The organism is Photobacterium sp. 53610, from assembly GCF_036409375.1.
In the GTDB taxonomy this organism is placed as follows: domain Bacteria; phylum Pseudomonadota; class Gammaproteobacteria; order Enterobacterales; family Vibrionaceae; genus Photobacterium.
In genome coordinates, this window is the sequence record NZ_JAXOFS010000003.1 from 432307 (window position 1) to 456596 (window position 24290).

The 24290-nt window shown below is 51.7% G+C and carries 24 protein-coding genes; 22 read left to right on the plus strand and 2 right to left on the minus strand.

Annotation, left to right across the window (positions count from 1 at the left end; translation table 11 throughout):
* Positions 1 to 93: 93 nt before the first annotated feature.
* Positions 94 to 894 (minus strand): inositol-1-monophosphatase, encoded by an 801-nt coding sequence (gene suhB / locus SPK40_RS11775; RefSeq protein ID WP_248141216.1) that lies wholly within the window; start codon positions 892 to 894, stop codon positions 94 to 96.
* Positions 895 to 1084: 190 nt separating this feature from the next.
* Here suhB and trmJ point away from each other — a divergent pair, with 190 nt between their 5' ends.
* The 22 genes from trmJ (at position 1085) to SPK40_RS11885 (ending at position 22706) form a co-directional block, all read left to right on the plus strand.
* Positions 1085 to 1816 (plus strand): tRNA (cytosine(32)/uridine(32)-2'-O)-methyltransferase TrmJ, encoded by a 732-nt coding sequence (gene trmJ, locus SPK40_RS11780; protein WP_248141215.1) that lies wholly within the window; start codon positions 1085 to 1087, stop codon positions 1814 to 1816.
* 110 nt (positions 1817 to 1926) lie between these two features.
* A complete protein-coding gene (gene iscR / locus SPK40_RS11785) occupies positions 1927 to 2433 on the plus strand; it encodes a Fe-S cluster assembly transcriptional regulator IscR (RefSeq protein WP_248141214.1) in 507 nt (168 codons plus the stop codon).
* Between the two features lie 31 nt (positions 2434 to 2464).
* Complete coding sequence (locus SPK40_RS11790) at positions 2465 to 3679, plus strand: IscS subfamily cysteine desulfurase (protein ID WP_330960588.1); 1215 nt, start codon at positions 2465 to 2467, stop codon at positions 3677 to 3679.
* Between the two features lie 32 nt (positions 3680 to 3711).
* Entirely contained in the window at positions 3712 to 4098 is a 387-nt protein-coding gene (gene iscU / locus SPK40_RS11795) for a Fe-S cluster assembly scaffold IscU (RefSeq protein ID WP_036751529.1), read from the plus strand.
* A 20-nt stretch (positions 4099 to 4118) separates the two neighbouring features.
* Positions 4119 to 4442 carry an iron-sulfur cluster assembly protein IscA gene (iscA, locus tag SPK40_RS11800; protein WP_248141212.1) on the plus strand — a complete coding sequence of 108 codons (324 nt, stop codon included), beginning with the start codon at positions 4119 to 4121 and terminating at the stop codon, positions 4440 to 4442.
* A gap of 81 nt (positions 4443 to 4523) precedes the next feature.
* Complete coding sequence (gene hscB / locus SPK40_RS11805; protein WP_248141211.1) at positions 4524 to 5039, plus strand: co-chaperone HscB; 516 nt, start codon at positions 4524 to 4526, stop codon at positions 5037 to 5039.
* Positions 5040 to 5081: 42 nt separating this feature from the next.
* On the plus strand, positions 5082 to 6935 hold the full coding sequence (gene hscA, locus SPK40_RS11810; RefSeq protein WP_330960589.1) for a Fe-S protein assembly chaperone HscA: 1854 nt from the start codon (positions 5082 to 5084) through the stop codon (positions 6933 to 6935).
* A gap of 2 nt (positions 6936 to 6937) precedes the next feature.
* A complete protein-coding gene (gene fdx / locus SPK40_RS11815) occupies positions 6938 to 7276 on the plus strand; it encodes an ISC system 2Fe-2S type ferredoxin (RefSeq protein WP_036751536.1) in 339 nt (112 codons plus the stop codon).
* Positions 7277 to 7362: 86 nt separating this feature from the next.
* Positions 7363 to 7563 carry a Fe-S cluster assembly protein IscX gene (gene iscX / locus SPK40_RS11820; RefSeq protein WP_248141209.1) on the plus strand — a complete coding sequence of 67 codons (201 nt, stop codon included), beginning with the start codon at positions 7363 to 7365 and terminating at the stop codon, positions 7561 to 7563.
* Positions 7564 to 7964: 401 nt separating this feature from the next.
* A complete protein-coding gene (gene pepB / locus SPK40_RS11825; RefSeq protein ID WP_248141208.1) occupies positions 7965 to 9254 on the plus strand; it encodes an aminopeptidase PepB in 1290 nt (429 codons plus the stop codon).
* Positions 9255 to 9326: 72 nt separating this feature from the next.
* Positions 9327 to 10604 carry an aminopeptidase PepB gene (pepB, locus tag SPK40_RS11830; protein WP_330960590.1) on the plus strand — a complete coding sequence of 426 codons (1278 nt, stop codon included), beginning with the start codon at positions 9327 to 9329 and terminating at the stop codon, positions 10602 to 10604.
* 59 nt (positions 10605 to 10663) lie between these two features.
* A complete protein-coding gene (gene ndk / locus SPK40_RS11835) occupies positions 10664 to 11092 on the plus strand; it encodes a nucleoside-diphosphate kinase (protein ID WP_248141206.1) in 429 nt (142 codons plus the stop codon).
* A 240-nt stretch (positions 11093 to 11332) separates the two neighbouring features.
* Positions 11333 to 12454 carry a bifunctional tRNA (adenosine(37)-C2)-methyltransferase TrmG/ribosomal RNA large subunit methyltransferase RlmN gene (locus SPK40_RS11840; protein WP_248141205.1) on the plus strand — a complete coding sequence of 374 codons (1122 nt, stop codon included), beginning with the start codon at positions 11333 to 11335 and terminating at the stop codon, positions 12452 to 12454.
* Between the two features lie 87 nt (positions 12455 to 12541).
* Positions 12542 to 13309, plus strand: a complete 768-nt coding sequence (gene pilW, locus SPK40_RS11845; protein WP_330960591.1) for a type IV pilus biogenesis/stability protein PilW — start codon at positions 12542 to 12544, stop codon at positions 13307 to 13309.
* On the plus strand, positions 13299 to 14300 hold the full coding sequence (gene rodZ, locus SPK40_RS11850; protein ID WP_330960592.1) for a cytoskeleton protein RodZ: 1002 nt from the start codon (positions 13299 to 13301) through the stop codon (positions 14298 to 14300). Before pilW ends, rodZ begins: the two co-directional genes overlap by 11 nt.
* Before the next feature lie 14 nt (positions 14301 to 14314).
* On the plus strand, positions 14315 to 15430 hold the full coding sequence (gene ispG, locus SPK40_RS11855; protein WP_330960593.1) for a flavodoxin-dependent (E)-4-hydroxy-3-methylbut-2-enyl-diphosphate synthase: 1116 nt from the start codon (positions 14315 to 14317) through the stop codon (positions 15428 to 15430).
* A gap of 120 nt (positions 15431 to 15550) precedes the next feature.
* A complete protein-coding gene (gene hisS, locus SPK40_RS11860) occupies positions 15551 to 16819 on the plus strand; it encodes a histidine--tRNA ligase (RefSeq protein ID WP_248141202.1) in 1269 nt (422 codons plus the stop codon).
* Positions 16820 to 16832: 13 nt separating this feature from the next.
* Positions 16833 to 17444 carry a YfgM family protein gene (locus SPK40_RS11865; RefSeq protein WP_330960594.1) on the plus strand — a complete coding sequence of 204 codons (612 nt, stop codon included), beginning with the start codon at positions 16833 to 16835 and terminating at the stop codon, positions 17442 to 17444.
* Between the two features lie 12 nt (positions 17445 to 17456).
* Positions 17457 to 18614, plus strand: coding sequence for an outer membrane protein assembly factor BamB (gene bamB, locus SPK40_RS11870; RefSeq protein ID WP_330960595.1), 1158 nt, complete (start codon positions 17457 to 17459; stop codon positions 18612 to 18614).
* Between the two features lie 151 nt (positions 18615 to 18765).
* The gene (gene der / locus SPK40_RS11875; RefSeq protein ID WP_330960596.1) at positions 18766 to 20271 is read left to right on the plus strand and encodes a ribosome biogenesis GTPase Der; all 1506 of its coding nucleotides are present in this window, start codon (positions 18766 to 18768) and stop codon (positions 20269 to 20271) included.
* Positions 20272 to 20682: 411 nt separating this feature from the next.
* The gene (locus tag SPK40_RS11880) at positions 20683 to 20934 is read left to right on the plus strand and encodes a zinc ribbon domain-containing protein (RefSeq protein ID WP_248141198.1); all 252 of its coding nucleotides are present in this window, start codon (positions 20683 to 20685) and stop codon (positions 20932 to 20934) included.
* 164 nt (positions 20935 to 21098) lie between these two features.
* Positions 21099 to 22706 (plus strand): ABC transporter ATP-binding protein, encoded by a 1608-nt coding sequence (locus tag SPK40_RS11885; RefSeq protein ID WP_248141707.1) that lies wholly within the window; start codon positions 21099 to 21101, stop codon positions 22704 to 22706.
* Here the strand turns inward: SPK40_RS11885 and xseA are convergent.
* Positions 22703 to 24052 (minus strand): exodeoxyribonuclease VII large subunit, encoded by a 1350-nt coding sequence (xseA, locus tag SPK40_RS11890; protein WP_330960597.1) that lies wholly within the window; start codon positions 24050 to 24052, stop codon positions 22703 to 22705. The genes SPK40_RS11885 and xseA overlap by 4 nt on opposite strands.
* Between the last annotated feature and the right edge of the window lie 238 nt (positions 24053 to 24290).

Genomic DNA, 24290 nt, shown 5'->3' on the forward strand with positions numbered 1-24290 from the left:
CCTGGCATGTTCGGGCTGTCGTGATGGCTGAAGTTGAAGCATAAAAAAAGCCCCGGCATTCTTGCCGGGGCTTTTTGTATGTCAGTGTCAGACTTATTTATTCAGCGCTTCACTGCCGTGTTCACGGATTTTGGTCAGGATTGGTTTCACGACACGAACGTTACCCGCAACAATGTTGCCCGAAGTCAGGTAATTGGTGTTACCGGTGAAGTCGGTGCAAATTGCGCCGGCTTCGCGGGCAATCAGTTCACCAGCCGCCATTTCCCAAGGCTTCTGACCCAGCTTGAATACGCCGTCAACACGGCCGGCTGCCAGGTAGCACAGATCCAGTGAAGTTGAACCAGACTGACGCATGTCGTCACAATCAACAAACATAGCTTGCTGGATTTTTGCGAAGCTTTCCGCGTGCTGTTTTGCAGCGAAAGGTAGACTGGTCGCCAGAATCGTACCAGTCAGGTTACGTGGCTGAGAAGCACGGATACGCTGGTTGTTCAGCTGTGCGCCAGAACCACGGGTTGCAGTGAACAGTTCGTTACGGGAAGGATCGTATACAGCGGCAATTTCAGTACGGCCGCGCATACGCAGCGCAACAGAAATCGCAAAGTGCGGTAAGCCGCGAACGAAGTTTTGAGTGCCATCCACCGGGTCGATGATCCATTGACATTCTTTGTCACGGCCTTCCTTTGTGCCGGACTCTGCACCGACGATGCAGTGATCAGGATAAGACTTCAGAATCGTATCGATAATGATAGCTTCTGCTTCTTTGTCGATATTGGTGACAACGTCGTTGCCTTTTTTACTGACTTCAATGCCTTGTGGTTTTTCTAAAGACTTAGCGACATGGTCACCGGCTTTACGCACAGCACGGATCGCGATATTTAGCATCGGATGCATAGGATCTTCCCAACGGATGTTAAAGAACTAAAAAGCGGCGGCGAGTATATCAGAGCCTGTACAAAAAGGAAGTGGTTATTTTTTGTCCGGGCATTGAAAGCTCAGCCTCTTTTACAATGTTTTCCCCACTTTATGACAGGCTGTGCTAGAATCCCCCGGTTTTGGAATCGGAGTTGGAAAACACGCTCTCATGTTAGATCAAATTCGCGTGGTGCTGGTGGGCACATCCCATTCAGGCAATATTGGTTCGGCGGCTCGCGCCATGAAAGTGATGGGCCTGAGTGAACTGGTTCTCGTGGAACCGGCCTGCGAAATTGATGGCCAGGCCATTGCGCTGGCTGCCGGTGCTGCGGATATCGTTGAGAACGCCCGTATTGTGAACAGCCTGGATGAAGCAATTGCTGACTGTGGTTTGGTGGTTGGTTCCAGTGCGCGTTCCCGTACTTTAGAATGGCCCCAACTGAACCCGCGAGAGTGTGGTGTTAAGGCTGTTCAGGAAGCCGCGTCTCGGCCGGTTGCTTTGCTGTTTGGCCGTGAACGTATTGGTCTGACCAATGAAGAGCTGCAAAAATGTCATTGTCATGTGTATATTCCTGCTAACCCAGAATACAGTTCACTGAATCTGGCGATGGCGGTTCAGACAATCAGTTATGAAGTACGCATGGCTTATCTGGATAAAGAGGCTCAGGCTTTTCCGGCCGAAGCTCAGCCAGAATACCCGAGAACAGAGGAACTTGAGCGCTTCTTTGATCATCTGAATGATGTCATGGAACAGACGCAGTTCATCAGTAATCGATCCGGCATGGTCATGGCCAAACTTCGTCGCCTTTTCGTGCGCGCCAGACCAGAAGAGCAGGAGCTGAATATCCTGCGCGGCATCTTGTCTTCGGTACAAAAATCCCTTGCCGGATTGAAGAAATAGTTTGTGAATGAACAGGATAAAACCTGACTAATTTACTCAGGTATATACTTGACCATTTTAGTCAGGTATGCGACACTGCTGCCATAGATTCGAGTTGGTAGCGGTGTGTTATGAGATTGACATCAAAAGGACGGTATGCAGTGACGGCCATGTTAGACGTCGCTCTGCATTCTCAGGAAGGTCCAGTCCCTCTGGCTGATATTTCAGAACGTCAGGGGATTTCACTGTCTTATTTGGAGCAGTTATTTGCTCGCTTGCGTAAAGCCGGTCTGGTTGCGAGTGTCCGCGGTCCCGGCGGTGGTTATCGTTTGGGTGATGATGCGAACCAGATTGCAGTCGGGACTGTGATTGCTGCCGTTGACGAGTCTGTCGATGCCATGAAATGCCATGGTAAAGGAGACTGTCAGGGAGGCGTCCGTTGCCTGACTCATACGCTCTGGCATGATCTCAGCACCCGTATCAGTGACTTCCTGAACAATATCACCCTGGGTGAACTGATGCAGGACAATGACGTACTCGAGATTTCAGACCGTCAGGAACAACGCCTTCAGAAGTCGTCTTTTGGACATAAGAATACACACGACAGCGCCACTATAGGTGTCGATGTTCGCTCCTAGCGCCCAGCGGCCCGTGTTTTTGGAGATGAAGATGAAACTGCCAATATATTTTGATTATTCCGCTACTTGCCCTGCAGACCCACGTGTTGCTGAAAAAATGATGCAATGCCTGACCATGGACGGAAACTTCGGTAACCCGGCCTCCCGTTCACACCGTTTTGGCTGGCAGGCCGAAGAAGCAGTCGATACAGCCCGTGAGCAAGTGGCTGACCTGCTGAATGCCGATCCACGTGAGATTGTATTTACTTCAGGCGCGACGGAATCTGATAACTTGGCGATTAAAGGTGTGGCCCACTTCTATGCGAAGAAAGGGAAGCACATCATTACCTGCAAAACCGAGCACAAAGCGGTACTGGATCCTTGCCGCCAACTGGAGCGTGAAGGCTTCGACGTTACCTATCTGGAACCTGAATCGAACGGCCTGATTGACCTGGCTAAGCTGCGTGATGCAATGCGTGAAGACACGATTCTTGTTTCGATCATGCATGTGAACAACGAAATTGGTGTGATTCAGGATATCACTGCGATTGGTGAAATGTGTCGTGAAAATGGCGTGATTTTCCACGTGGATGCTGCCCAGTCTGCGGGTAAGCTGCCAATCGACGTTCAGGAAATGAAAGTTGACCTGATTTCACTGTCTGCACACAAGATTTACGGCCCGAAAGGCATTGGCGCACTGTATGTTCGCCGTAAGCCGCGTATCCGCCTGGAAGCTCAAATGCACGGTGGTGGTCATGAGCGTGGTATGCGTTCTGGTACTCTGGCAACGCACCAAATCGTGGGTATGGGCGAAGCGTTCCGTATCGCGAAAGAAGAAATGGAACAAGACCGTCAGCATGCGCTGGCACTGCGTAACCGCCTGCTGGAAGGTGTGAAAGATATCGAAGCTATGACGGTGAACGGTGATCTTGAGCAGCGTCTGCCAAACAACCTGAACATCAGCTTTGCTTTTGTTGAAGGTGAGTCACTGCTGATGGCGCTGAAAGATCTGGCTGTTTCTTCCGGTTCTGCCTGTACTTCGGCAAGTCTGGAGCCTTCTTATGTGCTGCGTGCACTGGGTCTGGATGATGAACTGGCTCACAGCTCAATCCGTTTCTCTTTCGGTCGATTCACAACGGCGGAAGAAGTAGACTACGCAATTTCGCAAATCCGTACCGCAGTCGAAAAACTGCGTGAGATGTCACCGCTTTGGGATATGTACAAAGAGGGAATCGATCTGAACACAGTTGAGTGGGCGCACCACTAAGTTGCCGTCTGCACGAATTCGAGGAAACTACCATGGCATATAGTGACAAAGTAATTGATCATTATGAGAACCCGCGTAACGTGGGCTCATTTGACAAGAATGACAAAAACGTCGGTAGCGGTATGGTCGGTGCACCAGCCTGTGGCGACGTGATGAAGCTGCAAATCAAGGTCTCTGATGAAGGTATCATTGAGGATGCACGCTTTAAAACTTACGGTTGCGGCTCTGCAATCGCGTCCAGCTCACTGATTACCGAGTGGGTGAAAGGGAAGACCCTGGACGAAGCTGCAGCGATTAAAAACTCTGCCATTGCAGAAGAGCTGGAACTGCCTCCTGTGAAGGTACACTGCTCGATTCTGGCTGAGGACGCTATCAAGGCAGCAGTCAGCGATTACAAAAAGAAACATCCAAGCAATTAATGAAATAAGGGTTGTTGTTTATGGCCATTACCATCACTGAAGCGGCAGCGGACCGTGTGTCGGCTTTTCTGGAAAATCGAGGCAAAGGCATTGGCCTGCGTCTGGGTGTTCGTACCTCAGGATGCTCTGGTATGGCCTATGTCCTTGAGTTTGTTGATGAGCTTGACGAAGGTGATCAGGTGTTTGAGCAAAACGGCGTCAAAATTATCGTCGATGCCAAAAGTCTGGTGTACCTCGAAGGCACTGAGCTGGATTTCGCCAAAGAAGGTTTGAATGAAGGCTTCAAATTCAACAACCCGAATGTCTCCAGCGAGTGTGGTTGTGGTGAAAGCTTCAACGTCTAACATTTGCTGAGATCAAGGCATTGCCTGGGCGCGGACAATCTGCACCGCGCCTTTTGCTTGTAAACCGATATCAGACGCCATATGAATCATTTCGAACTCTTCGGGCTACCTTTCCAGTTTGAATTGGACGGTAGCCTTCTTGCCACTCGCTTCCGTGAATTGCAGCGCCGTTTCCATCCGGATAACTTTGCGACCGCTTCTGAGCGTGACCGCCTGATGTCGGTTCAGAAAGCTGCACAGATCAATGATGCTTTCCAGACCCTGAAAAATCCGGTCAGTCGCGCTGAATATATGTTGGCTGAAAATGGGGTGGATATTCGCGCCGAGCAGCAAACGTTGCAGGACCCAGAGTTTCTGATGCAACAGATGGAGCTGCGCGAGGCGCTGGAAGAGATTCCTGAATCAGATGATCCACATGCCGCTCTGTTTGATTTTGATCAGCAGGCTGTGAGTTTACAAAAAGCTCAGCTTGCTGAATTGCAACAGCTGTTGGAAGCCGGTGAATGGGAACCTGCCGCTGATGCAGTCAGAAAACTGAAATTTATTGATAAGCTGCGCCATGAAGTCGAGCGTCTGGAAGAAACGCTGTTCGACTGATTTCTATGAAACATTACCCACTTAAAGCCCACAGGATGGATAATGGCACTGTTACAGATTGCTGAACCCGGTCAAAGTGCTGCACCGCATGAACATAAACTGGCGGTGGGGATTGATCTGGGTACTACCAACTCCCTTGTTGCCGCCGTACGCAGCGGTGTAGCTGAGACGCTGCCGGATGAACAAGGCAAGTCGATTTTGCCCTCTGTTGTTCACTATGACGAGCAGGTTATTCGCGTCGGTGAAACTGCCAGAGAACTGGCACAACAGGACCCGTCGAACACCATTATTTCCGTGAAACGGATGATGGGACGTTCACTGGAAGATATCCGGCAACGTTATCCGAATTTGCCATATCAGTTTGAGGCTTCAGAATCTGGTTTGCCGCAACTGGTGACCCGTCGCGGGAAGGTAAACCCGGTTCAGGTCTCTGCTGAGATCCTGAAACACCTGAGTGAACGTGCGAAAGCAACGCTGGGTGGCGATCTGGAAGGTGTTGTTATTACGGTTCCGGCTTACTTTGATGACGCGCAGCGTGCGGGGACCAAAGATGCAGCAGCACTGGCTGATCTGAAAGTTTTACGACTGCTGAATGAGCCGACGGCTGCGGCGATTGCCTATGGTCTGGATTCGGGCCAGGAAGGGGTGATTGCGGTTTACGACCTGGGCGGCGGAACTTTTGATATTTCAATTCTTCGCTTGTCGAAAGGCGTGTTTGAGGTTCTGGCGACCGGCGGTGATACGGCACTGGGCGGCGATGATTTTGACCACCTGCTGGCGGACTGGATTCTGGCACAGAGCGGCCATAGTGCGGCACTGACCGCCTCTGAGCGTCGTGCACTGCACGATGTGTCAACTGCCGCCAAGATTGCGCTGACCGATCATGACAGTACTGAGATCGAGGTGCTGGGCTGGCAGGGAACAATCACCCGTACTGAGTTTGATGCTCTGATTCAGCCTCTGGTGAAAAAGACGCTGATGTCTTGCCGCCGGGCCGTGAAAGATGCCGGTGTTGAGCTGGATGAAGTGATTGAAACCGTGATGGTTGGCGGTTCAACCCGTGTACCGCTGGTCCGTGATCTGGTCGGAGACTTCTTCGGCAAAACGCCGCTGACCTCAATTGACCCGGATAAAGTGGTCGCGATTGGTGCAGCCATTCAGGCCGACATTCTGGCGGGGAACAAACCTGATTCTGAAATGCTGCTGCTGGACGTGATCCCTTTGTCTCTGGGGATTGAAACCATGGGCGGTATGATTGAAAAAATTATTCCGCGTAATACCACGATTCCGGTTGCCCGTGCTCAGGAATTCACCACGTTCAAAGACGGCCAGACTGCGATGTCTGTTCATGTCGTTCAGGGTGAACGTGAGATGGTGGCAGATTGCCGTTCTCTGGCCCGCTTTACACTGCGTGGTATCCCGGCGATGGCTGCCGGTGCAGCTCATGTTCGTGTTACCTATCAGGTGGATGCGGATGGCTTGCTGTCAGTCACGGCGATGGAGAAAAGCTCTGGCGTTCAGTCGTCGATTCAGGTGAAACCTTCATATGGCCTGACGGATAACGAAATCGCCAGTATGATCCGTGATTCCATGGCCCACGCACGGGAAGATAAAGATGCGCGGGCACTGGCCGAGCAGCGGGTTGAAGCGGACCGTGTTCTTGAGGGATTGATCTCTGCGCTGGCTGCCGACGGTGACCAACTGTTGTCGAAAGCTGAGCGTGATGCACTGGAAGCTGTCATGATGGAGCTGGTTCAATTACGTCAGGGGGATGACCCGCGTGCGATTGAAGCCGGTATTAAGAAAACAGATAAAGCGAGCCAGGAATTTGCTGCGCGCCGGATGGATAAATCCATTCGCGAGGCACTGGCCGGTCATTCGATTGATGAGGTTTAGGCATGCCTAAAATTGTTGTACTACCCCATGTAGAACTTTGCCCTGAAGGTGCTGTGCTGGAAGCTGAAACCGGCGAAACTGTGCTGGACGTTGCGCTGCGAAACGGCATTGGCATCGAGCATGCCTGTGAGAAATCCTGTGCTTGTACAACCTGTCACGTTATCATCCGGGAAGGTTTTGATTCTCTGGAAGAGAGTGAAGAGCAGGAAGATGACATGCTGGACAAAGCCTGGGGACTTGAGCCTGAGTCTCGTCTGGGTTGTCAGGCGAAAGTGGCTGATGAAGACCTGGTGGTAGAAATTCCTCGTTATACCATCAACCTGGCCAGCGAAAACCACTGATCCATTCGCCCGCTGTCGTCCGGCAGCGGGCTTGCTACACTCTATGTACTTCCTTTCTTTTATCCATCAGTTAATGCAGGTGAATCATGGGACTGAAATGGATCGATTCAAGAGAAATCGCTCTCGCACTGATCGATACACATCCGGATGTTGATCCGCAACAGATTCATTTTGTTGATTTACGTGATTGGATTCTGGCGTTAGATGAATTTGATGACGATCCTGCGCACTGCGGGGAAAAAGTGCTGGAAGCGGTACAAATGTGCTGGATGGAAGAGATGGACTGATTGCATTTGCAACAATAGTCGATCATTCTCTTAATCTTGCCCCAAATGTCTTGTTTATTTGTCACTTTAACGGCAAGGTAAAGCAATCGCTTATTTTTGTCAGTGCAGGCCGGAAAAGTGTCTGCAATGACCATAGCTATAATGGCGGACCCAGGGTTGAACAGATACCCTTTCAGGTCCGCTTTGTTGTATTTTCGCATTGCTTCTCTTGTATCTTGTCAGACTGCCCCCATGATCGGGATCATTCGTGTGACCAAAACGGAACAGGTCTGGCGGATGAGGTCTGCGGAGAAAGTCTGCTCAATCGTAACGCAGATCATTCAGAGTCAGTTGCTCTGAAGTCATAAGCATGCGCCCCTGAGTGGTGAACGCTCAGCGGGAAAATATTCAAGGAGTTTTTCATGTCTGCCACTATGTCAGTCTTCCTGACTGAAGACGCTGCTGCAGAACAGTGGGGCGAGAATGCCCTGGTGTCATACACTGCTGACGGTGTTCAAATTCACATTACCAATGATGATGTTCTCAATACAATTCAGCGCGCGGGTCGCACGCTGGACGGACAAGGCATCAAGCAAGTCAGCCTGAGCGGCGATGACTGGGATTTGGAAACCGTCTGGGCCTTTATTCAGGGCCACCGGAATGCCAAGCCGGGCAACAACGTTACCTGGCCAGCGCTGGAAGAAGCGGAAGAAGCTGAACTGCAGGCACGCCTGACCGCAACTAACTGGGTTCGCGATATCATTAACCAGAGTGCTGAGGTTGTAAATCCGTCGCATCTGGCAAACCGTGCGGGTGAGTTCATTAAATCGCTGGCACCGGATCACGTGACCTACAAAGTCATGAAAGGCAATGATCTGCTGGATGAAGGCTGGGTTGGTATCCATACCGTCGGCCGTGGTTCTGAGCGCTCTCCGGCCATGCTGATTCTGGACTACAACCCAACCGGTGATGATGAAGCGCCTGTTTTTGCCTGTCTGGTAGGGAAAGGGATTACGTTTGACTCAGGCGGTTACAGCATTAAACCTTCTGATGGCATGGCGGCGATGAAAGCTGACATGGGTGGTTCTGCGATGGCTACCGGTGGTCTGGCGCTGGCAATTGCCCGTGGCGTGCAAAAACGCATTAAGCTGATCCTGTGCTGTGCGGAAAACATGGTTTCAGGCCGTGCATTCAAGCTGGGTGATATCATCACTTATAAAAACGGCAAAACGGTCGAAATTCTCAATACCGATGCCGAAGGACGTCTGGTACTTGCCGATGGTCTGATTTATGCCAGCGCACAGAAGCCAAGCCTGATCGTTGATTGTGCAACCCTGACGGGTGCGGCGAAAAATGCGCTGGGTAACGATTATCACGCTCTGTTCAGCTTCGATCACAGCATGGCGCAGAAAGCGCTGATCGCTGCCAGTGAAGAGCATGAAGGGATGTGGCCACTGCCGCTGGGAGAGCACCATCGCCGTATGATGCCATCTGGCTTTGCTGATCTGGCGAACATCTCGACCGGCGACTTTATGCCGGGTGCCAGCACGGCAGCCGCCTTCCTGTCTTACTTCGTGGAAGACTACAAAAAAGGCTGGCTCCACATTGACTGCAGCGCGACTTACCGCAAGTCAGCCAGTGATAAGTGGGGTGTGGGAGCGACCGGAGTGGGTGTCCGGACCCTGGCGAACCTTCTGGCTCAGGATATTTAATTCCGCGCTTTGGAAATTTATAACGCACAACCGGTTCGCCAGTTGTGCGTTTTCAACTTAGGGAACATGCATATGCTTACGGTTTTGCTGTCTGCCGAACCTTCTCAGGGCGTCTGGGGAGAAAAGGCACTGGTTTCTTATCAGCAGGAAAGTGCTGTGATTCATTACCAGGGCGATTTCGTCCTGCGTCGTATTCAACAGGCCGCCCGTCAGTTGTCTGCTCAGGGCGCGTCACAGGTGAGTCTGAGCGGGGAAGGCTGGAGTTATGAGCGCCAGTGGGCTTTCTACTGTGGTTTTGTGGCACCGCGTAAATCGGTCGAAGTGCAGTGGGCATCTGAGGATGAAGACGAGCTGGAATTGCTGAATGCACGTCGCCGCAGTGTCGAATGGGTTCGCCAGGTAGTGAATGCGACCCCTGAAGATATGTACCCGGAAAAACTGGCCCGGGACGCCGTGGCGTTTCTGGAAAATGTTGCCGGCGACAAAATCACGCATGAAGTCGTGGTGGGGGACGCGCTGCTTTCTGAAGGCTGGATCGGCACTCATAGTGTTGGCCGTGCCAGCAGCCGTCCGCCGGTCATGCTGACTCTTGATTATAACCCGACCGGTGATGCCGATGCGCCGATTCATGCCTGTCTGGTCGGAAAAGGAATCACCTTCGACTCCGGTGGTTACAGCATCAAGCCAAGTGCCGGCATGGTTGCTATGAAATGTGACATGGGTGGTGCCGCAACGGTAACGGCAGCGCTGGCTTATGCCATTGAGCAGGGACTGAAGAAGCGGGTCAAGCTGATCCTGTGCTGTGCCGAGAACATGATCGCAGGCAATGCATATAAGCTGGGTGATATTCTGACTTACAAAAACGGTCTGACTGTTGAAGTGGTCAACACAGATGCTGAAGGACGTCTGGTGCTGGCGGATGGTCTGATCAAGGCCAGCGAAATGAAAGCTCCGCTGATCATTGATGCAGCGACGCTGACCGGCGCTGCAATGATGGCCGTCGGCACGGATTATAATGCGATTTTCTCAATGCAGCCTGAGCTGTTGCGTAAAGCACAGCAGCTGTCTGAGCTGGTGAATGAACCGGCATGGCCGTTACCGCTGGAGAAATGGCACCAGAGTAACTGCCCGTCTGACTATGCGGATACTGCTAACAGCCGTGCGGTGAAAGGTGGCGGTATGGGCGGCGCTTCGAATGCGGCGGCATTCCTGTCCCGTTTTGTCAGTGATGATAGCCGTTGGGTGCACTTTGATCTGGCCGCTTGCTTCCGTGACGGTGCCGATGCTCGCTGGGCAGCCGGTGCAACAGGTCTTGGGGTAGCGAATATTGCGGCGTTGCTGTTACAGTAAGAGCCAGAGGGCAGGGAAGCCTGCCCGACTGAAGTGAACCAAAGATAAGGAATATAATAATGACAATTGAACGTACCTTCTCAATTGTGAAGCCTGACGCAGTCGGTCGTAACCAGATCGGTGCGATTTATCATCGAATGGAAAGTGCGGGTCTGACGATTGTTGCTGCAAAGATGCTGCGCCTGACCGAACAGCAGGCTCAGGGCTTTTACGCTGAGCACGAAGGCAAACCGTTTTATGAACCACTGATTGAGTTCATGACCTCTGGCCCTGTCATGGTGCAGGTGCTGGAAGGTGACAACGCGATCACCCGTTACCGTGAACTGATGGGTAAAACCAACCCGGAAGAGGCAGCCTGTGGCACCCTGCGCGCTGATTATGCAGAGAACACACGTCTGAACGCCGTTCATGGTTCAGACAGCCCGGAATCAGCTGCGCGTGAAATCGCTTATTTCTTCTCTGACGATGAAATCTGCCCGCGTGGTTAATTGACGCTCCGATGCTGAAGAATAAACGGGAAGCCTGGCTTCCCGTTTTTTTATGGCGTCGCAACTGCGTCTGAGTCGGCTAAGCTGATCAAAACAGGAGAATCGGAACCAAGTGCGCAAAAGTGGAAACGCAGCGATAAAGTCTGTACAATTTCGCGCCTTGAATCACCCCGCTGTCTGGACCCCGCGTCCGGGTGAGCAGGGCGCAGGATCTGTCATTTTTTAGTGAGGCGACAACCGATGACGAATGTCAAAATCAATCTGCTGGATTTCGATCGCGAAGGACTGCGGCAGTATTTTGCCGATGAGCTGGGCGAAAAAGCCTTCCGTGCGGATCAGGTCATGAAGTGGATGTATCATTTCGGTTGTGACGACTTCGATCAGATGACCAACATCAACAAGAAGCTGCGCGAAAAACTCAAAGTGGTCGCAGAGATCCGAGCGCCTTACGTCTCTGAAGCACAGCACTCATCGGACGGCACCATTAAGTGGGCAATGCGTGTGGGTGACCAGGACGTGGAAACCGTCTATATCCCGGAAGATGACCGTGCGACCTTGTGCGTGTCTTCTCAGGTGGGATGTGCGCTGGACTGTAAATTCTGTTCCACAGCGCAGCAGGGCTTTAACCGGAACCTGAAGGTTTCAGAAATCATTGGTCAGGTCTGGCGCGCAGCCAAAGAGATCGGTGTCGAGAAAGAAACCGGTCGTCGTCCGATCACCAACGTTGTGATGATGGGGATGGGCGAACCGTTGCTGAACATGAAAAACCTGATCCCGTCACTGAATATCATGCTGGACGATCTGGGTTTCGGCCTGTCCAAACGCCGTGTGACGGTGTCTACTTCTGGCGTAGTTTCTGGTCTGGAACAGATGATTGGCAAAGTGGATGTGGCACTGGCCATTTCCCTGCATGCCGGGAACGACCAGCTGCGTTCTGAAATCATGCCGATTAATGACAAGTACAACATCGACACGTTCCTGGAAGTCGTGCGTCGTTATATTGCATCGTCGAATGCCAACCGGGGCAAAGTGACGGTTGAATACATTCTGCTGGATCATGTGAATGACAGCATGGACCAGGCCCGAGAACTGGCACAGACGCTGAAAAATACACCGGCGAAGATTAACTTAATCCCGTTCAACCCATATCCTGGGTCACCATACCGTAAGCCGAGTAACTCTCGGATTGATCGCTTCATGAAAACACTAATGGAATACGATTTCACGGTGACAGTCCGGAAAACCCGGGGTGATGATATTGATGCTGCTTGCGGCCAGTTGGTCGGTGATGTGATTGACCGCACAAAACGTACCCTGGCAAAGCAGGCGAAAGGTGAACCAATTCCGGTGAAAGCAGTCTGATAAAGACAGCATTTACCCCAGTCAGCTCAACTGACCGGATTCAGAGACCTTTTGGTCAAGCTCAAAGGAAATGAGCAGGGAGTTGTCATGGTACGCTGGATGTACCCAAGCGCAAGCGGCATGATAGCCGCTTGTTTTTTAATTGGCTGTGTGACAGTGGATTCACCGGAGACCCGCCGAACGGTTGATCCAGTTGCGGCGGCAGATGCAAGAATTACCCTCGGACTGGGCTATCTGGAGCGCGGGCAATGGCAAAGAGCGCATTTAAATTTGCATAAAGCGCTCGATGTTGCGCCTGATCATCCCAGAGCACTGCTCGCAATGGCACATTATTATCAGCAGGTGGGTGAAAATCACTCAGCTGAAGCACTCTATGTCCGGGCTTTGCAAGAATCACCAAAAAATGGCGATGTGCTTAATAACTATGGTGTATTCTTGTGTAGTGAAGCCCGTTATGATGAAGCCATCACGGCTTTTGACCGTGCCGTCTCACAACCGGATTATTTTCAGGTCGCCAGCAGTTTCGAAAATGCTGCGTTATGCCATCTGAAACAAGGGAATGCGACACAGGCTGCGGACTATTTCAACAAAACACTTGGTCATGACCCCTACCGGCCGCTTTCCATGCTGCAACTGGCAAAGTTAGAGCTCAAGGACGGGGAACATCAAAAGGCGGATGACAGACTGGCAGCTTTCAGCCAGCGTTATGGAGAAACTGCTGATAGTCTTATTCTTAAAATTCAGTCGTCAAGCCAGAGCGGTCGCCTTGATCGGGTGAAAAAATATGCCGAATTGTTACGACAACAATTTCCTGATTCTCAGCAATATCAGAATTATCTAGCCAATGAATACTGAACAGAACGAAGAACGAGTAACGGAAGACGTCATTCGTCCCGGAGACATGCTCCGCCAGGCTCGCGAGCAGCTTGGCTATTCTCAGAAGGATGTAGCCAGCCGTCTGCGCCTGCGGGTGTCTGTGATCGATGACATTGAACAAAACCGATTTGATGAAGCACAAATGGCCACTTTTACCCGTGGTTATGTTCGCTCTTATGCAAAATTTGTCGGTCTGGATGTCAATGATGTCCTGACTAAACTGGAAAGTTTCGGTCAGGGGCAGCCTCAGGCTCAGACCATGCATAGCTTTTCCCGCAAAACAAAGCGTGAAAAACATGATAGCCGTGTCATGGGGCTGACCTGGATTTTTGGTGCCATCATCGTCGGAATGACAGCTGCCTGGTGGTGGCAGACGGAACAGAAGACAGAGCCGCCGGTCATTTCTGAACAAAACACTACAGGTACTCAGCCTCTGGATGAATCACTGGCCGGTACTTCGGATGAAATGGCGGGTTCACTGAGCAGTGACGATGTCAGCGCCATCGCGGAAGGGACCAGTCAGTCTGAAGCGGTTAACTCAGTTGGCGAAGAATACAGCAGCAATGCAGCCGGTGATGATGAGCTGCCACTGAACACTTTTGATGAAGCGATGCAGGGTGCCGGCAACGAAGCCCCGGTGAATCGCGTTGTTGAAGGTGCTGAAAGCGGATTGCTGGATGAAGTCAATCCGTTATTGTCAGTTGATTCGGCTCCAGCTGAAGTTGCGCAGGTGCCGGATTTGAAACTGACTTTTAACGGCGACTGCTGGATTGATATTCGTGATGCCAACGGTAAGCAGCTTGAAACCGGAATCAAAAGCTCCGGCGATGTGATTTCGCTGGATGGTAAGGCGCCGTTTAAGATAGTGCTCGGCGCGCCGAGTGTTGTTACAATGACCTTCAAAGGTGAACCAGTTGATCTGAGCGGCTTTCCGGCCGGCAAAGTGGCCCGGTTGAAGTTGCCGTTGTAAACAGAGAATGAGAGATGCATAACGAGTCCCCGATTAAACGCCGCCCTTCTTCCCGAATTTATGTGGGCAAGGTGCCAATTGGTGATGGTGCGCCGATTGCCGTGCAGTCCATGACCAATACCCGAACCACTGATGTCGAAGCAACAGTTGCGCAAATTCGCGCACTGGAAAAGGTCGGCGCTGATATTGTCCGTGTTTCTGTACCGACGATGGATGCGGCTGAAGCCTTCAAGCTGATTAAGCAACAGGTGAATGTACCGCTGGTAGCGGATATTCATTTTGACTACCGAATCGCTCTGCAAGTGGCGGAATACGGCGTTGACTGTCTGCGCATCAATCCGGGGAACATCGGCCGGGAAGACCGTATCCGTGCAGTCGTTGACTGTGCGCGGGACAAAAACATCCCGATTCGTATTGGCGTGAACGGTGGCTCACTGGAAAAAGACCTGCAGCAGAAGTACGGTGAACCGACGCCGGAAGCACTGGTTGAGTCCGCAATGCGTCATGTCGATATTCTGGACCGTCTGAATTTCGATCAGTTTAAGGTCAGTGTGAAAGCCTCTGATGTTTTCCTGGCGGTGGAGTCTTACCGCAGGCTGGCTAAAGAAATTAAGCAGCCTTTGCATCTGGGGATCACGGAGGCGGGTGGTGCACGGGCCGGTGCAGTGAAATCTGCCGTTGGTCTGGGCATGCTGCTGGCGGAAGGTATCGGCGACACATTGCGTATTTCTCTGGCGGCAGATCCGATCGAAGAAATCAAAGTCGGCTTTGATATTCTGAAATCGCTTCGGATTCGTTCCCGCGGTATTAACTTTATTGCCTGTCCGACCTGCTCGCGTCAGGAATTTGATGTGATCGGGACGGTAAACGAACTGGAGCAGCGCCTGGAAGATATCACGGTACCGATGGATGTTTCCGTCATTGGCTGTGTGGTGAATGGTCCGGGCGAGGCGGAAGTCTCCCATCTTGGTATTGCCGGCGGTAACCGCAAAAGTGCTTTCTACGAAGACGGTGTCCGTCAGAAAGAGCGCTTTGATAACGACAACGTGATCGACCAGCTGGAAACCAAAATCCGGGCAAAAGCGTCCATGATGGATCTGCGTAACCGGATTGACGTTACCGAAAAGTAATCTTTTCTGTTTTTCTTGCCCCGGAATCCTTCGGGGCAGGTTCACAATGTCCTGCATAACTTATATATTCGGTCTTATATATATTCGAGCTTAATTCCCATCGGTTAATTGAGAATCAACGTGGCGAAACAAATTCAAGCAATTCGAGGCATGAACGACTGCCTCCCGACCCAGACTCCGCTTTGGCAGAAAGTGGAAAATACCGCGAAACAGGTTGTCAGCGCTTACGGATACAGCGAAATCCGTATGCCGATTGTTGAAATGACAAATCTGTTCAAACGAGCGATCGGTGAAGTCACCGACGTGGTTGAGAAGGAAATGTATACCTTCGAAGACCGTAATGGCGACAGCCTGACACTGCGTCCGGAAGGTACTGCGGGCTGTGTCCGTGCAGGGATTGAAAATGGTCTGCTGTACAATCAGGAACAACGCCTGTGGTATATGGGACCGATGTTTCGCCATGAGCGCCCGCAAAAAGGCCGTTATCGCCAGTTTTATCAGTTTGGGGTCGAGGTCTTCGGGATTCAGGGACCGGATGTCGACGCTGAGCTGATTATGATGACCGCACGTCTGTGGCGTGAGCTGGGTATCGATAAACATGTACGCCTGGAACTGAACTCTATTGGTTCTTCTGAAGCCCGTGCCGCTTACCGTGAAGCGCTGGTTGCTTTCCTGGAACAGCATACCGAAGTGCTGGATGAGGATTGCAAACGCCGGATGTATACCAACCCTCTGCGTGTATTGGACTCAAAAAACCAGGCCGTTCAGGCGATTCTGGCGGATGCGCCGAAATTGTCTGAGTATTTGGATGAAGAATCTAAAGCGCATTTTGCAGGTTTGTGTGAACTATTAGACGCTGCGGGTATCGAATACCAGGTAAATGAACGCCTTGTGCGTGGTTTGGATTATTATAACCGCACCGTTTTTGAGTGGATCACCAATAGCCTGGGTGCCCAGGGTACCGTCTGTGGCGGTGGTCGCTATGACGGTATGGTTGAGCAGCTGGGTGGCCGTGCAACTCAGGGCGTTGGTTTCGCCATGGGTCTGGAACGTCTGGTGCTGATGCTCGAAGAACTGGAACTGACAGAAGTTCGCCGTAATGTAGATGTGTATGTGGTCACGGCTGGTGAAGGCACGCTGATGGCGGGTATGAAGCTGGCAGAAACCCTGCGTGAAGCCGTACCGGGTCTTCGCGTGATGAATCACTTTGGCGGCGGTAACTTCAAGAAGCAGTTCAAGCGTGCAGATAATGTTGGTGCGGCTGTCGCACTGGTACTGGGCGAGAACGAAATTGCTGAAGGTACTGTTGTGGTGAAAGACCTTCGTGGCGGCGAGCAGCTGACTTTGCCTCAGGCAGAGGTTGCGACCAAGCTGGCAGAATTGATTTAAGAGAGGACAGGACGTGGACGTCAATACCACTGAAGAGCAACAGATTGAAATCATTAAGGCATGGATCAAGGAAAACGGCAAAGCCGTGGTTCTTGGCGCCGTATTAGGTCTGGGTGGCCTTTACGGATGGCGTTATTATCAGGCTGAAGTGCAGGCTGCGAAAGAGCAGGCCTCTGAAGCCTATACTCAGACAGTGCAGGCACTGAACAGTGGTAATGACGGCGCGGTAAGTCAGGCGCAAACTTTCATTCATGATTATGAGAGCACTCAGTACGCTGTCCTGGCGGCTTTGCAGCTGGCGAAAGTACAGATTGACAAAGGTGATCTGGATGCGGCCGCTGAACAGCTGAACTGGGCGATCAGCCATACGGATGATATCGCTTTGTTACCTGTTGCACATACACGTCTGGCTCGTATTCTGGCAGCTCAGAAGTCTTATGATGAGGCGCTGGCTGAACTGGATAAAGTGAAAGCAGAAAGCTGGAAAGGTAAAGTTGCTGAACTGCGCGGTGATATTTTGCTGCAAAAAGGTGACAAGTCTGCAGCCCGTGAAGCTTACCTCAGCGCGAATGAACTGGGTGCTTCTCCGGCTTTGCAAATCAAACTTGACGATTTGGCCCAGTAAAGGCGGCAGACCATGCGCAAGCTATTGAAGCAAGCCGTAGCCCTGGCGGTCACTCTGAGTGTTTTGAGCGGCTGTGCCAGCGAAGAAGAAGCGGTGCAAATGGCTCCGTTACCTGCTGTTGAAAACCAGTTCAAGCCCGTTCAGGATTGGGCTCGTAATATCGGCGAAGGTGTACAGCATTTCTATTCCCGTCTGGCACCTGTAACTGGCTACGGCAAACTGTATGTTGCCAGCCGGGATGGGTTGGTTGAAGCACTGGATCCGAGTACGGGGAAACAGATCTGGGAACATCAGGTTCACGCTGAAGAGAATGCGAAGCTCTCTGGTGGTCTGTCGGTGGCTTACAATAAAGTTTTCATCGGCAGCGAAAATGCAGAAGTGATTGCTCTGGATGCGGAAACCGGTGAAGAAGTCTGGCGGGTTGATGTCGACGGCGAAGTGCTGGCGAAACCTTTGGCTGATGAAGGCATGGTGATGGTCAATACCAGCCGTGGCATTCTTCAGGCAATGGATGCCCAGACGGGTGTGACCAAATGGCAAATCAGCAGTGATGTTCCTACATTAACTCTGCGCGGTGACAGTGCCCCGGTCTCGATTTCCGGCGGTGTTTTCTGGGGACAGGCCAATGGTCGTCTTGCGGGGGCTTTCATCCGTAATGGTCAGCTGATCTGGCAACAGCCGGTTGGCCAGCCTCAGGGTGCGACGGAAATTGATCGTCTGGTTGATGTGGATGCAGCGCCTGTTGTTGAGGGCGATCGACTCTATACCGCAGGATATAACGGAAATCTGGTAGCCATTGATCTTCGCAGCGGTCAGCAGGTGTGGAAACGTAATTATTCCTCAGCGACTGATTTTGTGATTGATTCAGGCGTGCTGTTTCTGGTGACTGCGGATGACCACCTGGTTGCCGTTGATATCCGCAGCGGGACTGAGCTGTGGCAGAATACAGATCTGGCTCACCGCATTCTCAGTGCACCGTCGGTGATTAACGGGAAACTGGTGGTTGGCGACAGCCTCGGATACCTGCACTGGCTGGATCCCCGCAGTGGTGAATTTGTTGCTCAGCAACAATCGGATGGCAGCGGGATTAGCGTACCGCCGCTGGCACTGGCCGATGGCTATCTGGTGGTAACCAGAGAAGGCAAACTGAGCAAAATGCATTTGCCTTAGTCACAGCTGCATTCTGTGATAAGATTAACGCTTCGGCTCCTGCTTGTTTTTGCATCAGGGGCCGTTGTTATTCTACCCGTGACGTCGTGATTGTCGTTTGAGACAAACATGGCTGCATTAAGATGATGAAAAATATAGAGGTAAACTCATTATGATTCCTGTAGTTGCCCTTGTCGGGCGCCCGAATGTGGGTAAATCGACGTTGTTTAACCGTCTTACTCGCACCCGGGATGCGCTGGTCGCTGACTTTCCTGGCCTAACCAGGGATCGTAAGTACGGTCGAGCTGAGCTCGAAGAGAACGAATTTATTGTCATCGACACCGGCGGTATCGACGGTTCAGAAGAAGGCGTTGAAACCAAAATGGCCGAGCAGTCGCTGCTGGCGATTGAAGAAGCAGACGTTGTGCTGTTTCTGGTGGATGGCCGTGCTGGTCTGACGGCGGCTGATGAAGCCATTGCCAAGCACCTGCGCAGCCGGCAGAAACCAACGTTTCTGGTGGTGAACAAGATTGACGGCATTGATGCCGACAGTGCCTGTGCCGACTTCTGGCAACTGGGTGTTGATGAAATGCACCAGATTGCCGCGGCGCAGAACCGTGGTGTGACTGCGCTGATGGAACGTGCACTGGCTCCGTTCGTGGAAGCATGGAAAGCAGACCATGCCGATGATGAAGAGTTCGTTGATATTGAGTCACTGGACTCTGTTGAGGCGATCGAAAAAGCGAACCTGACGGAAGAAGATGCTGAGGCAGCTTACAAACGTCTGCAGGAACAGCCAATCAAGCTGGCAATTATCGGTCGTCCGAATGTGGGTAAGTCGACCCTGACGAACCGGATCCTGGGTGAAGAACGGGTGGTCGTGTATGACATGCCGGGAACCACACGTGACTCCATCTATATCCCAATGGAGCGTGACGGCCAGGACTATGTGCTGATTGATACTGCGGGTGTGCGTCGCCGGAAGAATATGAACGAGGCTGTTGAAAAATTCTCGGTGATTCAGACGCTGAAAGCCGTTGAAGATGCCAACGTTGTCCTGCTGGTCATTGATGCCCGTGAAAATATTTCTGATCAGGATCTGAGCCTGTTGGGCTTTGCCCTGAATGCCGGTCGTTCGCTGGTGATTGCAGTGAACAAATGGGATGGTCTGGATAATGAAGTGAAAGAGCGAGTGAAGTCTGAGCTGGACCGCCGTCTGGGCTTTGTTGACTTTGCCCGGATTCACTTTATTTCGGCGCTGCACGGAACTGGCGTTGGTCATCTGTATGAATCCGTTCAGGAAGCTTACCAGTCTGCGACCAAGCGTATCAGTACTTCGCTGCTGACCCGGATTATGCAAATGGCGCAGGATGATCACCAACCGCCAATGATTCGTGGCCGTCGTGTGAAGCTGAAATATGCGCACGCCGGTGGTTATAACCCGCCAATCGTTGTCATTCATGGTAACCAGGTTAATGATCTTCCGGGCTCTTACAAACGTTACCTGATGAACTATTACCGTAAGACACTGGAAATGATGGGGACACCAATTCGCATTCAGTTCCAGAACAGTGATAACCCATATGGTAACGTGAAGCGACAGAAACTGACGGTTTCTCAGGAGCGTCAGCGTAAACGACTGACGACAGCCCTGAAGAACAGGGAAAACAATCAGTAAACCAGAAAAACCCGGCCTTTGAGCCGGGTTTTTTGATCCTGACAGCCAAGAGATGATCTTATGAACGGAATTTTCGGATCGTGGCCGGAGATTATCCTGTTGAGCAATCGTATTTTTGATCACCAGGCTGTGGGGCTAAACACCTGTAAATACGGGAACATCATTCAGATTACTGATCACATTTTAGTTTTCAATCATTCTGGATCTTCATGAAATATTTGATATGTTCAGAGTTTTATTCTGCTTAAAATCCAAATGCAGAACATGTAACTTATGCTTTCGGGAAGTGTATTGATAAATGTTCTTTTAGGGGGTGATCGCTGATCAGTCCGGACTTTGTCGTTGATCATGTCTTAGATGTCGATCCCTGCTAATGTGGACTGAACGTCATTCCTGTGTAAGGTTCCCGCCATGTCATCATCGTTGTGCCCTGTTTGTCAGCTGAATCTGGACTGGCAGCAAGGAAATTATTATTGCCCGCATTGCAAGCGCGAAGTGGTCAAACATGCCCGTTGTCCGGACTGTGAGCAGTCATTGGAACAACTGAATGCCTGCGGAGCCGCCAGCTATTTTTGTCCTCAGTGCAATGCGCTGAAATCGAAATCCCGTGCCCGGATTACTTTTAGTTTTTCAGAGAATCACCCGGCAGAAAAGTTGCCCTGAATCGTTTTAGTCAGCCGAAAATCGATCTGAACTTGGTTTTCGTAAAATTTTTGTATCTTGACCATACTCAGCGGTAGTCAACAATCTTCTTTCGATATATTCTTATTTGACAATAATTCTCATTATTATTTATGGAAGAAAGAAGTAAGGATGCAGGTATGAAGATGCAGAAGTCATTGCTGTCAGTCGAAGCGCTGTCCGTGGCATTCACGATGGAGAGCGGCATTGTGGATGCGGTGAAGCAGGTCAGTTTCAGTCTTGAAAAAGGCCAGACTCTGGCGCTGGTTGGTGAATCCGGATCGGGGAAATCGGTGACTTCCAGTGCGGTAATGGGGTTGTTGCCGAAAAATGGCAGGGTCGATCCGACCAGCAAGATCTGGTTTCAGGGCACAGAGCTGCTGGCTTTACCTGAAAAAGTACTTCGGGGTTTTCGGGGCGGTAAGATTGCCATGATTTTTCAGGAGCCAATGACATCGCTCAATCCATATATGCCGGTCGGTGAGCAGGTGGCTGAAGCAATTCGTTGCCACCGGGATGTTTCGTCGAAAGAGGCCATGGAAGAAACGCTGGCCCTGTTCAAGCGGGTTCATCTGCCGGAGCCACACAAGCGGATTCGTCATTATCCGCATGAATTCTCAGGTGGTCAGTTGCAACGGATCATGATTGCGATGGCGTTGGCGAATAAGCCGGATCTGCTGATTGCCGATGAGCCGACCACTGCGCTGGATGTCACCGTACAGGCTGAGGTGCTGTCGCTGCTGAAGGAAATTCAGGCTGAAATGGGCATGGCAATCCTGTTTATTACCCATGATCTGGGTGTCGTCCGACACTTTGCCGATGATGTGGTGGTCATGTGCCAGGGTGAAGTTGTGGAAACCGGGACGGTTGAGAAAGTCTTCCATCATCCGGAGCATCCTTACACCCGGATGCTGCTGGACGCTGAACCTAAGCCGAGAGAGCATGCAGAGAAAGCCAGCGAACCCGTGATTCTTCAGGCGGATGATGTCAAAGTCAGCTATGTGCTGAAATCGAACTGGATGGGACAGCCGACCGAGTACCTCGAAGCGGTGAAGGGGATCAGCCTGACATTGCGGCAGGGCGAAACGGTGGGGATTGTCGGTGAATCCGGTTCCGGTAAATCCACCTTAGGCCGCGCGCTGATGCAGTTGCTGCCTTCAACCGGCAATATCTCTTTTGAAGGCAAGAACATGCGTCAGATGAGCGCATCAGAGCGATTTGAGCTGAAACGCCACATGCAGATGGTCTTCCAGGACCCTTATGGTTCGTTGTCGCCCCGCATGACGATTGGTGAGATTATCACTGAGCCGCTGACTGTCTTCACGAATATGTCCAAGTCGGAGCGGATGCAGAAAGCCCGTCAGGTCCTGCAGGAAGTACGTCTCGATCCGCACTGTATCAACCGTTATCCCCATGAGTTTTCCGGCGGCCAGCGTCAGCGGATTGCGATTGCCCGTGCGCTGATTTTCGAGCCGAAATTTATTTTGCTGGATGAGCCAACCTCAGCGCTGGACCGTTCGGTACAGCTGACAGTGCTGGATTTGCTGAAAGACATTCAGCGGCGTCATAACATCGGTTATCTGTTCATCAGCCATGATCTGGCCGTGGTTCGCGCCATCTCGGATCATGTGATGGTGATGCAGCGTGGAGAAGTGGTGGAGCAGGGGACGCCTGAGCAGATCTTTGACCATCCGCAGCAGGCGTATACACAGCGTTTGATCAGCGCGTGTATGCTCGTTGAAGACGCGGCTTAACCTGTCACGGTTGAGCGGATTTCTCCGTCGGCCAGTGTCGTTTGCAGGGTGTCTCCGGTTTTGACCTGAGCGGCGCTGCGGATGACCTGGCCGTTTTCATGCCGGGTGATGGAGTATCCGCGGGCTAAGGTTGCCAGCGGACTGACGGCATCGAGTTTTTCTGTTGCCATTGCCAGCTGGTGCCGTGCATTGACCAGCCGGCGATCCATCGCGTCCTGCAAACGGCGCTGGTGGGTGGCAAGCTGAGAACTCAGTTTTTCCAGTCGCTGAGTTGGCGAGTGAAGCGCCAGTTTGTACTCATTGCGATGGACGTGTTGCTGGCTGTCAGAGATCTGTTTGCGCATCGCTCTTTCAAGACGGCTGCGCAGTTCATCCAGACGCTGGCTCTGCTGATTCAGCTGAACCTGCGGATGCTGGCGGTCGAGCCTGTGCTGCCAGCGTACCAGCTGGTTTTGGCGTTGTGACAGATAGTGGCGCATTGCATGGCGCAGATGCTGCTGCCGCTGCGTGATTTTCTGCATTTGTACGCTGAGATCACGGCTGACCAGCTCGGCTGCAGCGGATGGTGTCGGAGCACGCATGTCCGCGACAAAATCGGCGATGGTGACATCGACCTCATGACCTACGGCACTGATAATCGGGATCTGGCTGGCCGCGATGGTTCGGGCAACAATCTCTTCGTTAAAGGCCCAGAGATCTTCCAGTGAACCGCCGCCCCGGCCAACAATCAGGACATCACATTCCTGGCGTGAATTCGCCCGGCCAATCGCCTGAGCAATGGAAATTGCGGCACCTTCGCCCTGCACCATCGTCGGGTAGATGACGACCGGCAAGCCGGGATCGCGGCGTTTGAGGACATTCAGAATGTCATGCAACGCAGCACCGGTTTTAGAGGTGATGATGCCGACGCGTTTCGGTTGTTCCGGCAGTGCTTTCTTTAAAGTCTGAGCAAACAGGCCTTCGCCAGCCAGCTGCATTTTCAGTTTTTCGAACTGCTGCTGCAGGCGGCCATCCCCTTCAGGCTGCATGCTTTCGATAATCAGCTGGTAATCACCACGCGGTTCGTACAATGACAGCCTTGCCTTGACCAGCACCTGATTTCCGTTGGCCGGGCGGAAAGTTACGCGCTGGTTATTGCCCCGGAACATGGCGCATTTCACCTGGGCCCGTGCGTCTTTGAGTGTGAAATACCAGTGTCCGGAAACTGGTGCAGAGAAGTTGGATAATTCTCCGATCAGCCAGACTACACCCATTTCATTTTCCAGTAACAGCCGGACCTGGGCGTTCAGGCTGGAAACCGTAAAGATACGCTGATTCTGGGATGAAGCGGTATTGTAAAGACTCACGACAAGGTAACCTGTGATTCAGGAAATGGATGTTGCAGCAGATGGTGCCCGAATTTGATAGTAGTATCAAATGAATGTCGCAGGAGGATGGCTGAAAAACCGACAGGCGCAATGGGGGCTGGAATTTCGGCCCGCAGCTTGGTCACTTAAACCGGAATATATTACGTATCAAGTTAAAAGTGTCAATTAATTTTTTTTATTTTTTTCTAGCCAAACGTTTGCTTGGTACGTATAATTC